23 protein-coding genes are annotated in these 12201 nt (G+C 65.6%); all 23 read left to right on the top strand.

All coding sequences use genetic code 11. The features are described 5' to 3' along the window. Positions 1 to 186 precede the first annotated feature (186 nt). The 23 genes from rpsJ to ACFVH0_RS22000 all read left to right on the top strand — a co-directional run bounded on the left by rpsJ (position 187) and on the right by ACFVH0_RS22000 (position 12063). Positions 187 to 495 carry a 30S ribosomal protein S10 gene (gene rpsJ / locus ACFVH0_RS22110; RefSeq protein WP_003948644.1) on the top strand — a complete coding sequence of 103 codons (309 nt, stop codon included), beginning with the start codon at positions 187 to 189 and terminating at the stop codon, positions 493 to 495. Positions 496 to 508: 13 nt separating this feature from the next. Beyond that, a complete protein-coding gene (gene rplC / locus ACFVH0_RS22105; protein ID WP_072485542.1) occupies positions 509 to 1153 on the top strand; it encodes a 50S ribosomal protein L3 in 645 nt (214 codons plus the stop codon). Between the two features lie 4 nt (positions 1154 to 1157). After that, a complete protein-coding gene (rplD, locus tag ACFVH0_RS22100) occupies positions 1158 to 1808 on the top strand; it encodes a 50S ribosomal protein L4 (RefSeq protein WP_072485541.1) in 651 nt (216 codons plus the stop codon). Next, positions 1808 to 2131, top strand: a complete 324-nt coding sequence (gene rplW, locus ACFVH0_RS22095; RefSeq protein ID WP_003966958.1) for a 50S ribosomal protein L23 — start codon at positions 1808 to 1810, stop codon at positions 2129 to 2131. The genes rplD and rplW overlap by 1 nt, the downstream gene beginning before the upstream one ends. A 39-nt stretch (positions 2132 to 2170) precedes the next feature. Next, positions 2171 to 3007 carry a 50S ribosomal protein L2 gene (rplB, locus tag ACFVH0_RS22090; protein ID WP_124716938.1) on the top strand — a complete coding sequence of 279 codons (837 nt, stop codon included), beginning with the start codon at positions 2171 to 2173 and terminating at the stop codon, positions 3005 to 3007. Positions 3008 to 3019: 12 nt separating this feature from the next. Continuing rightward, positions 3020 to 3301, top strand: a complete 282-nt coding sequence (gene rpsS / locus ACFVH0_RS22085; RefSeq protein ID WP_283853425.1) for a 30S ribosomal protein S19 — start codon at positions 3020 to 3022, stop codon at positions 3299 to 3301. 40 nt (positions 3302 to 3341) lie between these two features. Continuing rightward, positions 3342 to 3689 (top strand): 50S ribosomal protein L22, encoded by a 348-nt coding sequence (gene rplV, locus ACFVH0_RS22080; protein ID WP_004571827.1) that lies wholly within the window; start codon positions 3342 to 3344, stop codon positions 3687 to 3689. Next, positions 3689 to 4531 carry a 30S ribosomal protein S3 gene (rpsC, locus tag ACFVH0_RS22075; protein WP_093540760.1) on the top strand — a complete coding sequence of 281 codons (843 nt, stop codon included), beginning with the start codon at positions 3689 to 3691 and terminating at the stop codon, positions 4529 to 4531. Before rplV ends, rpsC begins: the two co-directional genes overlap by 1 nt. Before the next feature lie 5 nt (positions 4532 to 4536). Continuing rightward, the gene (gene rplP, locus ACFVH0_RS22070) at positions 4537 to 4956 is read left to right on the top strand and encodes a 50S ribosomal protein L16 (protein WP_014047785.1); all 420 of its coding nucleotides are present in this window, start codon (positions 4537 to 4539) and stop codon (positions 4954 to 4956) included. Continuing rightward, on the top strand, positions 4956 to 5180 hold the full coding sequence (gene rpmC / locus ACFVH0_RS22065) for a 50S ribosomal protein L29 (RefSeq protein ID WP_015035581.1): 225 nt from the start codon (positions 4956 to 4958) through the stop codon (positions 5178 to 5180). The genes rplP and rpmC overlap by 1 nt, the downstream gene beginning before the upstream one ends. Beyond that, positions 5180 to 5464, top strand: a complete 285-nt coding sequence (rpsQ, locus tag ACFVH0_RS22060) for a 30S ribosomal protein S17 (RefSeq protein WP_030977953.1) — start codon at positions 5180 to 5182, stop codon at positions 5462 to 5464. Before rpmC ends, rpsQ begins: the two co-directional genes overlap by 1 nt. 107 nt (positions 5465 to 5571) lie before the next feature. Next, positions 5572 to 5940 carry a 50S ribosomal protein L14 gene (gene rplN, locus ACFVH0_RS22055; protein WP_003966950.1) on the top strand — a complete coding sequence of 123 codons (369 nt, stop codon included), beginning with the start codon at positions 5572 to 5574 and terminating at the stop codon, positions 5938 to 5940. Between the two features lie 2 nt (positions 5941 to 5942). Then, a complete protein-coding gene (gene rplX / locus ACFVH0_RS22050) occupies positions 5943 to 6266 on the top strand; it encodes a 50S ribosomal protein L24 (RefSeq protein WP_003966949.1) in 324 nt (107 codons plus the stop codon). Further along, on the top strand, positions 6266 to 6823 hold the full coding sequence (gene rplE / locus ACFVH0_RS22045) for a 50S ribosomal protein L5 (RefSeq protein ID WP_189544134.1): 558 nt from the start codon (positions 6266 to 6268) through the stop codon (positions 6821 to 6823). The genes rplX and rplE overlap by 1 nt, the downstream gene beginning before the upstream one ends. A gap of 2 nt (positions 6824 to 6825) precedes the next feature. Further along, on the top strand, positions 6826 to 7011 hold the full coding sequence (locus tag ACFVH0_RS22040; RefSeq protein WP_003948630.1) for a type Z 30S ribosomal protein S14: 186 nt from the start codon (positions 6826 to 6828) through the stop codon (positions 7009 to 7011). A 224-nt stretch (positions 7012 to 7235) separates the two neighbouring features. Further along, complete coding sequence (gene rpsH, locus ACFVH0_RS22035) at positions 7236 to 7634, top strand: 30S ribosomal protein S8 (protein WP_037688013.1); 399 nt, start codon at positions 7236 to 7238, stop codon at positions 7632 to 7634. Positions 7635 to 7655: 21 nt separating this feature from the next. Continuing rightward, positions 7656 to 8195: a 50S ribosomal protein L6 gene (gene rplF / locus ACFVH0_RS22030; protein ID WP_266747962.1), complete on the top strand. Its 540-nt coding sequence runs from the start codon at positions 7656 to 7658 to the stop codon at positions 8193 to 8195. Positions 8196 to 8197: 2 nt separating this feature from the next. Continuing rightward, positions 8198 to 8581, top strand: coding sequence for a 50S ribosomal protein L18 (rplR, locus tag ACFVH0_RS22025; RefSeq protein WP_072485534.1), 384 nt, complete (start codon positions 8198 to 8200; stop codon positions 8579 to 8581). Between the two features lie 46 nt (positions 8582 to 8627). Beyond that, positions 8628 to 9233, top strand: a complete 606-nt coding sequence (rpsE, locus tag ACFVH0_RS22020; RefSeq protein WP_072485533.1) for a 30S ribosomal protein S5 — start codon at positions 8628 to 8630, stop codon at positions 9231 to 9233. After that, positions 9233 to 9415: a 50S ribosomal protein L30 gene (rpmD, locus tag ACFVH0_RS22015; protein WP_018550611.1), complete on the top strand. Its 183-nt coding sequence runs from the start codon at positions 9233 to 9235 to the stop codon at positions 9413 to 9415. Before rpsE ends, rpmD begins: the two co-directional genes overlap by 1 nt. Before the next feature lies 1 nt (position 9416). Next, complete coding sequence (gene rplO / locus ACFVH0_RS22010; protein WP_018550610.1) at positions 9417 to 9872, top strand: 50S ribosomal protein L15; 456 nt, start codon at positions 9417 to 9419, stop codon at positions 9870 to 9872. A gap of 215 nt (positions 9873 to 10087) precedes the next feature. Further along, positions 10088 to 11407 carry a preprotein translocase subunit SecY gene (gene secY / locus ACFVH0_RS22005; RefSeq protein WP_093540755.1) on the top strand — a complete coding sequence of 440 codons (1320 nt, stop codon included), beginning with the start codon at positions 10088 to 10090 and terminating at the stop codon, positions 11405 to 11407. Next, on the top strand, positions 11407 to 12063 hold the full coding sequence (locus ACFVH0_RS22000) for an adenylate kinase (protein WP_385822510.1): 657 nt from the start codon (positions 11407 to 11409) through the stop codon (positions 12061 to 12063). The genes secY and ACFVH0_RS22000 overlap by 1 nt, the downstream gene beginning before the upstream one ends. The last annotated feature ends 138 nt before the right edge of the window (positions 12064 to 12201 follow it).

Raw genomic sequence — 12201 nt, 5'->3', positions numbered from 1 at the left:
CCAGGCACCCGGTGGGTGTTTCGCCCCCGGTCCTGCGGTCCTCGGGCCCGCACCCCCTTGGTTGGGAAATCCTTCGGGAGATCTGCGTAGAGGGGATGCGACACGCCCGACCGCGTGGGTCGGAGGTGGAGTCATTAGAACTCCCGGGTTCCAGAGCGTTAGCGAGAGACAGGACTACTAGTAGCCATGGCGGGACAGAAGATCCGCATCCGGCTCAAGGCCTACGACCACGAGGTCATCGACTCCTCGGCGAAGAAGATCGTCGAGACGGTGACCCGCACTGGTGCGTCGGTCGCGGGCCCGGTGCCGCTGCCCACTGAGAAGAACGTGTACTGCGTCATCAAGTCGCCGCACAAGTACAAGGACTCGCGCGAGCACTTCGAGATGCGCACGCACAAGCGCCTCATCGACATCCTCGACCCCACGCCGAAGACGGTTGACTCGCTGATGCGTCTCGACCTGCCGGCTGGCGTCGACATCGAGATCAAGCTCTGAGGTGACGCGCGAGATGGCTAAGAACATTAAGGGCGTCCTGGGCGAGAAGCTCGGCATGACCCAGGTCTGGGACGAGAACAACCGGGTCGTCCCGGTGACCGTCGTCAAGGCCGGGCCCTGCGTCGTCACCCAGGTCCGCACCAACGACAACGACGGCTACGAGGCAGTCCAGATCGCCTTCGGCGAGATCGACCCCCGCAAGGTGAACAAGCCCCTCAAGGGCCACTTCGCCAAGGCCGACGTGACCCCGCGCCGCCACCTGGTGGAGCTCCGCACCCCTGACGCCAGCGAGTACACGCTGGGCCAGGAGGTCACTGCCGAGGTGTTCGAGTCCGGCGTCAAGGTTGACGTCACGGGCAAGAGCAAGGGCAAGGGCTTCGCCGGTGTGATGAAGCGTCACAACTTCAAGGGTGGCAAGGCGTCCCACGGTGCCCACCGTGTGCACCGTATGCCCGGCTCCATCGGTGGCTGTGCCACCCCCGGCCGTGTCTTCAAGGGCATGCGCATGGCGGGTCGCATGGGCAACGAGCGTGTCACCACCCAGAACCTGACCATCCACGCGGTTGACGCGGAGAAGGGTCTGCTCCTCATCAAGGGCGCAGTCCCCGGTCCGAACGGCGGCCTCGTCCTGGTCCGTACCGCGGCCAAGGGGGCTTGAGGTAATGAGCACCATTGACATCCTTTCGCCGGCAGGCGACAAGGCCGGTACCGTCGAGCTCCCCGCGGAGATCTTCGACGCGAAGACCAGCGTTCCGCTGATCCACCAGGTCGTCGTCGCACAGCTGGCAGCTGCCCGTCAGGGCACGCACAAGACCAAGACCCGCGGCGAAGTCCGTGGTGGTGGCCGCAAGCCGTACCGCCAGAAGGGCACCGGCCGCGCGCGCCAGGGTTCGACCCGTGCGCCGCAGTTCGCCGGCGGTGGCGTCGTCCACGGCCCGCAGCCGCGTGACTACTCGCAGCGGACCCCGAAGAAGATGAAGGCCGCCGCCCTGCGCGGTGCCCTCTCCGACCGGGCCCGTCACTCCCGCATCCACGTCGTCACCGGCGTGGTCGACGGAGCTGTCTCCACGAAGGCCGCCAAGACGCTGTTCGGCAAGATCTCGGAGCGCAAGAACCTGCTCCTGGTCGTCGACCGTGCCGACGAGGCCGCGTGGCTGTCCGCCCGCAACCTGCCCCAGGTGCACATCCTGGAGCCGGGCCAGCTGAACACGTACGACGTGATCGTCTCTGACGACGTGGTCTTCACCCAGGCCGCCCTCGAGTCCTTCGTGTCTGGCCCCCAGACCGCTGAGACCGAAGGGAGCGACGCCTGATGAGCGAGGCGACCGTTACCAGCAAGACCTACTCGGACCCGCGCGACGTTCTCGTCAAGCCGGTCGTTTCCGAGAAGAGCTACGCGCTGCTCGACGAGAACAAGTACACGTTCATCGTCGCGCCCGGCTCCAACAAGACCCAGATCAAGCAGGCCGTGGAAGCGGTCTTCTCGGTCAAGGTCACCGGGGTCAACACGATCAACCGGCAGGGCAAGCGCAAGCGCACCCGCACCGGTTTCGGCAAGCGCGCCGACACGAAGCGCGCCATCGTGACCCTCGCCGAGGGCGACCGTATCGACATCTTCGGCGGCCCGACCTCCTGACGGAGGTCGAGTCGTCCGGAATCGGACGAGGACTGAGAAATGGGTATCCGCAAGTACAAGCCGACGACCCCGGGCCGTCGTGGCTCCAGCGTCGCCGACTTTGTCGAGATCACGCGGTCCACGCCGGAGAAGTCGCTGGTCCGCCCCCTGCACAGCAAGGGCGGCCGTAACAACGCCGGTCGTGTGACCGTTCGCCACCAGGGCGGTGGCCACAAGCGCGCCTACCGAGTGATCGACTTCCGTCGTCACGACAAGGACGGCGTGCCGGCCAAGGTCGCGCACATCGAGTACGACCCCAACCGCACCGCGCGCATCGCGCTCCTGCACTACGCGGACGGCGAGAAGCGCTACATCATCGCGCCGCGTGGCCTGACGCAGGGCGACCGTGTCGAGAACGGCCCGGCCGCCGACATCAAGCCCGGCAACAACCTGGCGCTGCGCAACATCCCGGTCGGTACGACCATCCACGCCATCGAGCTGCGGCCCGGCGGCGGCGCGAAGTTCGCCCGCTCCGCGGGTGCCTCCGTGCAGCTGCTGGCGAAGGAGGGCACCATGGCCCACCTTCGTATGCCGTCGGGTGAGATCCGCCTGGTCGACGCCCGCTGCCGCGCCACCATCGGCGAGGTCGGCAACGCCGAGCAGTCGAACATCAACTGGGGCAAGGCCGGCCGCATGCGCTGGAAGGGCGTCCGCCCGACCGTCCGCGGTGTCGCGATGAACCCGGTTGACCACCCGCACGGTGGTGGTGAAGGCAAGACCTCCGGTGGTCGCCACCCGGTCTCGCCGTGGGGTCAGAAGGAGGGTCGTACTCGTTCGCCGAAGAAGGCATCGAACAAGTACATCGTCCGCCGCCGCAAGACGAACAAGAAGCGCTAGGAGCGGGTTTAGATGCCGCGCAGTCTCAAGAAGGGGCCCTTCGTCGACGGCCACCTCATCAAGAAGGTGGACGCACAGAACGAGGCAGGCACCAAGAACGTCATCAAGACCTGGTCCCGTCGCTCGATGATCGTCCCGGCCATGCTGGGTCACACCATCGCGGTGCACAACGGCAAGATCCACGTCCCGGTGTTCGTCACCGAGTCGATGGTCGGCCACAAGCTCGGCGAGTTCTCGCCGACTCGCACCTTCCGCGGCCACGTCAAGGACGACCGGAAGTCGAAGCGCCGCTAACGCGGGGTGACTGACTATGACTTACACCGAAGGGACAACCATGGAAGCCAGGGCCCAGGCGCGGTACATCCGCGTCACGCCCATGAAGGCCCGCCGCGTGGTGGACCTCATCCGTGGCATGGATGCCACGGAGGCTCAGGCGGTCCTGCGTTTCGCCCCGCAGGCCGCGAGCGTGCCGGTTGGCAAGGTGCTGGACAGCGCCATCGCCAACGCTGCACACAACTACGACCACACCGACGCCTCTTCGCTGGTCATCAGCGAGGCGTACGTGGACGAGGGCCCGACCCTGAAGCGGTTCCGTCCGCGTGCTCAGGGCCGTGCCTACCGGATCCGTAAGCGGACCAGCCACATCACCGTGGTCGTCAGCAGCAAGGAAGGAACCCGGTAATGGGCCAGAAGGTAAACCCGCACGGGTTCCGGCTCGGCATTACCACGGACTTCAAGTCCCGTTGGTACGCCGACAAGCTGTACAAGGACTACGTCAAGGAAGACGTCGCCATTCGTCGCATGATGACGAAGGGCATGGAGCGGGCCGGCATCTCGAAGGTCGAGATCGAGCGCACCCGCGACCGCGTCCGCGTTGACATCCACACCGCCCGCCCGGGCATCGTCATCGGCCGCCGCGGCGCCGAGGCCGACCGCATCCGTGGCGAGCTGGAGAAGCTGACCGGCAAGCAGGTCCAGCTGAACATCCTTGAGGTCAAGAACCCCGAGGTGGACGCTCAGCTGGTGGCCCAGGCCGTCGCCGAGCAGCTCTCCTCCCGCGTCTCCTTCCGTCGGGCCATGCGCAAGAGCATGCAGAGCTCGATGAAGGCCGGCGCCAAGGGCATCAAGATCCAGTGCGGTGGCCGCCTCGGCGGCGCCGAGATGTCCCGCTCGGAGTTCTACCGCGAGGGCCGTGTGCCCCTGCACACGCTCCGCGCGAACGTCGACTACGGCTTCTTCGAGGCCAAGACGACCTTCGGCCGCATCGGCGTGAAGGTCTGGATCTACAAGGGCGACGTCAAGAACATCGCCGAGGTCCGCGCCGAGAACGCCGCTGCCCGCGCAGGCAACCGCCCGGCCCGTGGCGGCGCTGACCGCCCGGCCGGCCGTGGTGGCCGCGGTGGCGAGCGTGGCGGCCGCGGTCGCAAGCCGCAGCAGCAGTCGGCTCCGGCTGCCGAGGCCCCCAAGGCCGAGGCTCCCGCCGCTGCCGCTCCGGCTGCCGAGAGCACCGGAACGGAGGCCTGACCGAAATGCTGATCCCCCGTAGGGTCAAGCACCGCAAGCAGCACCACCCGAAGCGCAGCGGTATGTCCAAGGGTGGCACGCAGGTTGCGTTCGGCGAGTACGGCATCCAGGCGCTGACCCCGGCGTACGTGACGAACCGCCAGATCGAGGCAGCTCGTATCGCGATGACCCGCCACATCAAGCGTGGCGGCAAGGTCTGGATCAACATCTACCCGGACCGCCCCCTGACGAAGAAGCCTGCCGAGACCCGCATGGGTTCCGGTAAGGGTTCTCCCGAGTGGTGGATCGCGAACGTCAAGCCCGGTCGGGTGATGTTCGAGCTGTCCTACCCGAACGAGAAGATTGCTCGTGAGGCGCTCACCCGCGCTGCTCACAAGCTTCCGATGAAGTGCCGGATCGTTCGGCGCGAGGCAGGTGAGTCGTGATGTCGGCCGGTACCAAGGCGTCCGAGCTGCGCGAGCTGGGCAACGAGGAGCTCCTCAACAAGCTCCGCGAGGCCAAGGAAGAGCTGTTCAACCTCCGCTTCCAGGCGGCGACCGGGCAGCTCGAGAACCACGGCCGGCTCAAGTCCGTCCGTAAGGACATCGCCCGGATCTACACCCTGATGCGCGAGCGCGAGCTGGGCATCGAGACGGTGGAGAGCGCCTGATGAGCGAGAAGACTGTGACTGAGACGAACACCGACCGCGGTTTCCGCAAGACCCGTGAGGGTCTGGTCGTCAGCGACAAGATGGACAAGACCGTCGTCGTCGCTGTCGAGGACCGTGTCAAGCACGCGCTGTACGGCAAGGTCATCCGCCGTACGAACAAGCTCAAGGCGCACGACGAGCAGAACGCCGCCGGCGTCGGCGACCGCGTCCTCCTGATGGAGACCCGGCCGCTGTCCGCCACGAAGCGGTGGCGCGTCGTCGAGATCCTCGAGAAGGCCAAGTAATTCCTGAGGGGCATTCCCCTCAGGCAAGTTCCGCCAGGCTCGGCGGGGGCCCGCTCCGGTGACGGAGCGGCCCCCGCCGGGAACCGGCAGACGATCAGGAGATAGACGTGATCCAGCAGGAGTCGCGACTTCGCGTCGCCGACAACACGGGTGCGAAGGAAATCCTCACCATCCGTGTTCTCGGTGGTTCGGGTCGCCGCTACGCGGGCATCGGTGACGTCATCGTCGCCACCGTCAAGGACGCGATCCCCGGTGGCAACGTGAAGAAGGGTGACGTCGTCAAGGCCGTCATCGTTCGCACCGTCAAGGAGCGTCGCCGTCAGGATGGCTCGTACATCCGCTTCGACGAGAACGCCGCCGTCATTCTGAAGAACGACGGTGACCCCCGCGGCACCCGCATCTTCGGCCCGGTGGGCCGGGAACTGCGCGAGAAGAAGTTCATGAAGATCATCTCGCTCGCGCCGGAGGTGCTGTAAGCATGAAGATCAAGAAGGGCGACCTGGTTCAGGTCATCACCGGTAAGGACAAGGGCAAGCAGGGCAAGGTCATCGTGGCCTACCCCGCTCAGGACCGCGTCCTCGTCGAGGGTGTCAACCGGGTCAAGAAGCACACCAAGGCCGGTCAGACCGCTCGCGGTTCGCAGACCGGTGGCATCGTCACGACCGAGGCCCCCATCCACGTGAGCAACGTTCAGCTCGTCGTGGAGAAGGACGGCAACAAGGTCGTCACGCGCGTCGGTTACCGCTTCGACGACGAAGGCAACAAGATCCGCGTTGCCAAGCGGACGGGTGAGGACATCTGATGGCTACCACCACCACTCCGCGTCTGAAGACGAAGTACCGCGAGGAAATCGCCGGCAAGCTGCGTGAGGAGTTCTCGTACGAGAACGTCATGCAGATCCCCGGTCTGGTCAAGATCGTGGTCAACATGGGTGTGGGCGACGCCGCCCGCGACTCCAAGCTGATCGACGGCGCCGTGCGCGACCTCACCACGATCACCGGTCAGAAGCCGGCCGTCACCAAGGCCCGCAAGTCCATCGCGCAGTTCAAGCTGCGCGAGGGTCAGCCGATCGGCTGCCACGTCACCCTCCGCGGTGACCGCATGTGGGAGTTCCTGGACCGTACGCTGTCGCTCGCGCTGCCGCGTATCCGTGACTTCCGTGGTCTGTCGCCGAAGCAGTTCGACGGCCGTGGCAACTACACCTTCGGTCTCACGGAGCAGGTCATGTTCCACGAGATCGACCAGGACAAGATCGACCGGGTCCGGGGCATGGACATCACCGTGGTCACCACGGCGACCAATGACGACGAGGGTCGTGCCCTCCTTCGTCACCTCGGCTTCCCGTTCAAGGAGAACTGACCGTGGCGAAGAAGGCTCTGATCGCTAAGGCCGCCCGTAAGCCGAAGTTCGGCGTTCGCGGGTACACCCGCTGCCAGCGCTGCGGCCGGCCCCACTCCGTCTACCGCAAGTTCGGCCTGTGCCGCGTGTGCCTTCGTGAGATGGCTCACCGTGGCGAGCTGCCGGGCGTGACCAAGAGCTCCTGGTAATTCTCCTTCGCCCTCTGGGCGTTGGGAATTGACGGAAGCTCTCGGTAAGCATCTGGTCGGCAGGAGCCCACCCTCACATGCCGTAGGCTTGTGGGGTTGGGCGCCTGCCGCCCAAGACCGACTTACTACGCCGTAGGTCCCCGCACCGCACCCGTCCTGCCTCTGAGTGGGGAGAGGGATGGCGCATACAGGAAACCCCGGCGAGAGAGGCCGAAGGCCAATTCATGACCATGACTGATCCCATCGCAGACATGCTCACGCGTCTGCGTAACGCGAACTCGGCGTACCACGACTCCGTCGTGATGCCGCACAGCAAGATCAAGTCGCACATCGCGGAGATCCTCCAGCAGGAGGGCTTCATCACCGGCTGGAAGGTCGAGGACGCCGAGGTCGGCAAGAACCTCGTCCTCGAGCTGAAGTTCGGCCCGAACCGCGAGCGCTCGATCGCCGGCATCAAGCGAATCTCGAAGCCGGGTCTGCGTGTATACGCAAAGTCCACCAACCTGCCGAAGGTCCTCGGCGGCCTGGGCGTGGCGATCATCTCCACGTCCCACGGTCTCCTGACCGGCCAGCAGGCCAGCAAGAAGGGCGTAGGTGGGGAAGTCCTCGCCTACGTCTGGTAGTCGGGAACGGAGGAATAGCTCATGTCGCGAATCGGCAAGCTCCCCATCCAGGTTCCCGCCGGTGTGGACGTCACCATCGATGGCCGCACGGTCGCGGTGAAGGGGCCCAAGGGCACCCTCACGCACACCGTCGCGTCGCCGATCGAGGTCACCAAGGGTGAGGACGGCTTCCTCAGCGTCACCCGCCCGAACGACGAGCGTCAGAACAAGGCCCTTCACGGCCTGTCCCGCACGCTGGTGGCGAACATGATCACCGGTGTGACCCAGGGATACACCAAGGCGCTCGAGATCAGTGGTGTCGGTTACCGCGTCCAGGCGAAGGGCTCCAACCTGGAGTTCGCCCTGGGCTACAGCCACCCGATCCTGATCGAGGCCCCGGAGGGCATCACCTTCAAGGTGGAGTCCCCCACGAAGTTCTCCGTCGAGGGCATCGACAAGCAGAAGGTCGGCGAGACCGCGGCCAAGATCCGCAAGCTGCGGAAGCCTGACCCGTACAAGGCCAAGGGCGTCAAGTACGCCGGCGAGGTCATCCGCCGCAAGGTCGGAAAGGCTGGTAAGTAGCCATGGCATACGGCGTGAAGATCGCCAAGGGCGACGCCTACAAGCGTGCCGCCCTCAAGCGTCGCCACATCCGCGTCCGCAAGCACATCTCCGGTTCGCCGGAGCGTCCGCGCTTGGTCGTGACGCGGTCCAACCGCCACATGGTGGCTCAGGTCATCGACGACATCGCGGGCCACACGCTCGCGTCGGCGTCGACCCTGGACGCTTCCATCCGTGGTGGCGAGGGCGACAAGAGCACCCAGGCCAAGCAGGTCGGCGCCCTGGTCGCTGAGCGCGCCAAGGCCGCAGGCGTCGAGGCCGTCGTGTTTGACCGCGGTGGTAACCAGTACGCCGGGCGGATTGCCGCTCTGGCTGACGCCGCCCGTGAAGCCGGTCTGAAGTTCTGAGCCCGGTTCCTACGCACAGCGGACGTAACAGAGAGAGGTAAATCCAATGGCTGGACCCCAGCGCCGCGGAAGCGGTGCCGGTGGCGGCGAGCGGCGGGACCGGAAGGGCCGTGACGGCGGCGCAGCTGCCGCCGAGAAGACCGCGTACGTTGAGCGCGTTGTCGCGATCAACCGCGTCGCCAAGGTTGTGAAGGGTGGTCGTCGCTTCAGCTTCACCGCGCTGGTCGTGGTGGGCGATGGTGACGGCACCGTCGGTGTCGGTTACGGCAAGGCCAAGGAAGTTCCCGCGGCCATCGCCAAGGGTGTCGAGGAAGCCAAGAAGAACTTCTTCAAGGTTCCGCGCATCCAGGGCACCATTCCTCACCCGATCCAGGGCGAGAAGGCTGCGGGCGTCGTCCTGCTGAAGCCTGCTTCCCCCGGTACCGGTGTTATCGCCGGTGGCCCGGTGCGCGCCGTTCTGGAGTGCGCCGGCGTTCACGACATCCTGTCGAAGTCGCTCGGCTCCGACAACGCGATCAACATCGTGCACGCGACCGTGGAGGCCCTCAAGGGCCTGCAGCGTCCCGAGGAGATCGCGGCCCGCCGCGGTCTGCCGCTCGAGGACGTCGCCCCCGCGGCTCTGCTTCGTGCGCGTGCGGGAGCGGGTGCGTAATGGCTCGCCTCAAGATCACGCAGACGAAGTCGTACATCGGCAGCAAGCAGAACCACCGCGACACCCTGCGTTCGCTCGGGCTCAAGCGCCTGCACGACGTGGTTGTCAAGGAGGACCGCCCCGAGTTCCGCGGAATGGTGCACACCGTCCGCCACCTCGTGACGGTCGAGGAGGTCGACTGACATGGCGGAGAACAAGCCGCTGAAGGCCCATGACCTCCGGCCCGCCCCGGGCGCCAAGACCGCCAAGACCCGTGTGGGTCGTGGTGAGGCGTCCAAGGGTAAGACCGCCGGTCGTGGCACCAAGGGCACCAAGGCCCGTTACCAGGTTCCGGAGCGCTTCGAGGGTGGGCAGATGCCCCTCCACATGCGTCTCCCGAAGCTCAAGGGCTTCAAGAACCCGTTCCGCACCGAGTACCAGGTCGTGAACCTGGACAAGCTCGCGACGCTCTACCCCGAGGGTGGAGAGGTCACCGTGGCCGACCTGGTCGCCAAGGGTGCGGTGCGCAACAACCACCTCGTCAAGGTCCTCGGACAGGGCGAGATCTCCGTGGCACTGCAGGTTTCGGTTGACGCCGTCTCCGGCTCCGCCAAGGAGAAGATTGCCGCCGCCGGCGGCACCGTCACCGAGCTCGTCTGAGACAACTCGATGGCCTGAACATCCGACCGGGGATGCCTCTCATATGGGGCATCCCCGGTTGGTCGTTCCTAGGGGGGCATGGTCGCCGGTAAGGTGGCGTGCGTTGTTGTGTGGTACCCCTCTGGGCACCCGCCCCGGGGACTTTGACTTTTACGTATTCGTCGATCCTCAAGACCGTCACCTCTACGCATTGCGCGGGGGTCGCAGGAGGCACCGTGCTCACCGCGTTCGCCCGGGCGTTCAAGACGCCCGACCTGCGCAAGAAGCTGCTCTTCACGCTCGGCATCATCGTGCTCTACCGGCTCGGGGCACACATCCCGGTACCGGGAGTGAGCTACGAGAACGTCCAGACCTGTGTTGATCAGGCCAGCAAGGGCAACAACAGCCTCTTCGGCCTGGTGAACATGTTCAGCGGTGGTGCACTGCTGCAGATCACGATCTTCGCGCTCGGCATCATGCCGTACATCACGGCCAGCATCATTCTTCAGCTGCTGACCGTGGTGATTCCCCGACTAGAGGCGCTCAAGAAGGAGGGGCAGTCCGGCCAGGCGAAGATCACGCAGTACACGCGTTATCTGACCGTCGCGCTCGCCATCCTCCAGGGCACCGGCCTGGTGGCCACCGCCACCAGTGGCGCACTGTTCAGCGGCTGCCCGGTCGCCGACCAGATCGTGCCGAACCAGTCGATCTTCACGACCATCGTGATGGTCATCACGATGACCGCGGGCACCGCGGCCGTCATGTGGCTCGGTGAGCTCATCACCGACCGCGGCATCGGCAACGGCATGTCGATCCTGATGTTCATCTCGATCGCCGCCAGCTTCCCCGGCGCCCTGTGGGCCATCAAGACCAGCGGCAAGCTGGCCGACGGCTGGATCGAGTTCGGCACCGTCATCCTGATCGGCTTCGTGATGGTGGGCCTCGTCGTCTTCGTCGAGCAGGCCCAGCGCCGTATCCCGGTGCAGTACGCGAAGCGCATGATCGGCCGCAGGTCGTACGGCGGTACCTCGACGTACATTCCGCTGAAGGTCAATCAGGCGGGTGTGATTCCCGTCATCTTCGCTTCTTCGCTGCTCTACATCCCCGCTCTGATCGTCCAGTTCTCCAACTCGACCGCGGGCTGGGCGACCTGGATCAAGGACAACTTCGTCAAGGGCGACCACCCGTACTACATCACGGCGTACTTCCTGTTGATCGTCTTCTTCGCCTTCTTCTATGTGGCGATTTCGTTCAACCCCGAGGAAGTCGCCGACAACATGAAGAAGTATGGTGGGTTCATCCCGGGTATCCGGGCTGGTCGACCTACTGCCGAGTATCTGAGCTACGTGCTCAACAGGATCACTTGGCCGGGCTCGCTGTACTTGGGTCTGATCGCTCTTGTGCCGACGATGGCGTTGGCAGGCTTCGGTGGTGCGAACGCCAACTTCCCGTTCGGCGGGACGAGCATCCTGATCATCGTGGGTGTGGGGCTGGAGACCGTGAAGCAGATCGAGAGCCAGCTCCAGCAGCGCAATTACGAAGGGTTCCTCCGCTGATGCGAATCGTCCTCGTCGGGCCGCCCGGTGCCGGCAAGGGAACGCAGGCTGCGTACCTTGCCAAGAACCTGTCGATTCCGCAGATCTCCACGGGCGATCTCTTCCGCGCCAACATCAGCCAGGGCACCGACCTTGGCAAGCAGGCCCGCGCCTTCATGGACGCAGGTCAGTTGGTGCCGGACGAGGTCACCATCGGGATGGCCAAGGACCGCATGTCCCAGCCGGACGCCGAGAACGGCTTCCTGCTGGACGGCTTCCCGCGCAACGTGGGTCAGGCCGAGGCTCTTGACGCCATGCTGAAGGACGAGGGCACCAAGCTCGACGCGGTCCTGGACCTGGAAGTCCCCGAGGACGAGGTGGTCAAGCGCATCGCCGGCCGCCGGATCTGCCGGAACGACGGCTCGCACGTCTTCCACGTGACGTACAACCCGCCGAAGACCGAGGGCGTCTGCGACGTCTGCGGCGGCGAGCTGTTCCAGCGTGACGACGACACCGAGGACACGGTGCGCACCCGGCTGGAGGTCTACCACACGCAGACCGAGCCGATCATCGACTACTACCGGGCCCAGAACCTGGTGGTCACCATCTCCGCGCTCGGCAAGGTCACCGATGTGACCGAGCGCGCGATGGAGGCTCTCAACTCCGACAAGGGCTGAGCGCTGAACCCGTAGTACTTGTGCAGTCGGGGGGGGCGGGGGCGGGGGGCGCGCCCCCCCGGTGGTGGCGGCAGTTGTTTTTTTGTAGACGGGCCTCAAGAACATACAGATGAGTCGGGGGAGTTTTAGGGGCCGCCC

Source organism: Streptomyces sp. NPDC127117, assembly GCF_042677325.1.
Lineage (GTDB): Bacteria > Actinomycetota > Actinomycetes > Streptomycetales > Streptomycetaceae > Streptomyces.
This window is presented reverse-complemented; position numbering and strand designations above follow the sequence as displayed.

Bases quoted from the DNA above. Each gene is read 5' to 3' on its own strand.
- rplE (WP_189544134.1), top strand. From the start codon at position 6,266: ATGGCTACCACCACCACTCCGCGTCTGAAGACGAAGTACCGCGAGGAA.
- rplF (WP_266747962.1), top strand. From the start codon at position 7,656: ATGTCGCGAATCGGCAAGCTCCCCATCCAGGTTCCCGCCGGTGTGGAC.
- rplX (WP_003966949.1), top strand. From the start codon at position 5,943: ATGAAGATCAAGAAGGGCGACCTGGTTCAGGTCATCACCGGTAAGGAC.
- rpmD (WP_018550611.1), top strand. From the start codon at position 9,233: ATGGCTCGCCTCAAGATCACGCAGACGAAGTCGTACATCGGCAGCAAG.
- rplW (WP_003966958.1), top strand. From the start codon at position 1,808: ATGAGCGAGGCGACCGTTACCAGCAAGACCTACTCGGACCCGCGCGAC.
- rplV (WP_004571827.1), top strand. From the start codon at position 3,342: ATGGAAGCCAGGGCCCAGGCGCGGTACATCCGCGTCACGCCCATGAAG.
- rplR (WP_072485534.1), top strand. From the start codon at position 8,198: ATGGCATACGGCGTGAAGATCGCCAAGGGCGACGCCTACAAGCGTGCC.
- rpmC (WP_015035581.1), top strand. From the start codon at position 4,956: ATGTCGGCCGGTACCAAGGCGTCCGAGCTGCGCGAGCTGGGCAACGAG.
- ACFVH0_RS22000 (WP_385822510.1), top strand. From the start codon at position 11,407: ATGCGAATCGTCCTCGTCGGGCCGCCCGGTGCCGGCAAGGGAACGCAG.
- rpsQ (WP_030977953.1), top strand. From the start codon at position 5,180: ATGAGCGAGAAGACTGTGACTGAGACGAACACCGACCGCGGTTTCCGC.
- rplB (WP_124716938.1), top strand. From the start codon at position 2,171: ATGGGTATCCGCAAGTACAAGCCGACGACCCCGGGCCGTCGTGGCTCC.
- rpsS (WP_283853425.1), top strand. From the start codon at position 3,020: ATGCCGCGCAGTCTCAAGAAGGGGCCCTTCGTCGACGGCCACCTCATC.
- rpsC (WP_093540760.1), top strand. From the start codon at position 3,689: ATGGGCCAGAAGGTAAACCCGCACGGGTTCCGGCTCGGCATTACCACG.
- rpsJ (WP_003948644.1), top strand. From the start codon at position 187: ATGGCGGGACAGAAGATCCGCATCCGGCTCAAGGCCTACGACCACGAG.
- rpsH (WP_037688013.1), top strand. From the start codon at position 7,236: ATGACCATGACTGATCCCATCGCAGACATGCTCACGCGTCTGCGTAAC.
- rplO (WP_018550610.1), top strand. From the start codon at position 9,417: ATGGCGGAGAACAAGCCGCTGAAGGCCCATGACCTCCGGCCCGCCCCG.
- rplP (WP_014047785.1), top strand. From the start codon at position 4,537: ATGCTGATCCCCCGTAGGGTCAAGCACCGCAAGCAGCACCACCCGAAG.
- rpsE (WP_072485533.1), top strand. From the start codon at position 8,628: ATGGCTGGACCCCAGCGCCGCGGAAGCGGTGCCGGTGGCGGCGAGCGG.
- rplC (WP_072485542.1), top strand. From the start codon at position 509: ATGGCTAAGAACATTAAGGGCGTCCTGGGCGAGAAGCTCGGCATGACC.
- rplD (WP_072485541.1), top strand. From the start codon at position 1,158: ATGAGCACCATTGACATCCTTTCGCCGGCAGGCGACAAGGCCGGTACC.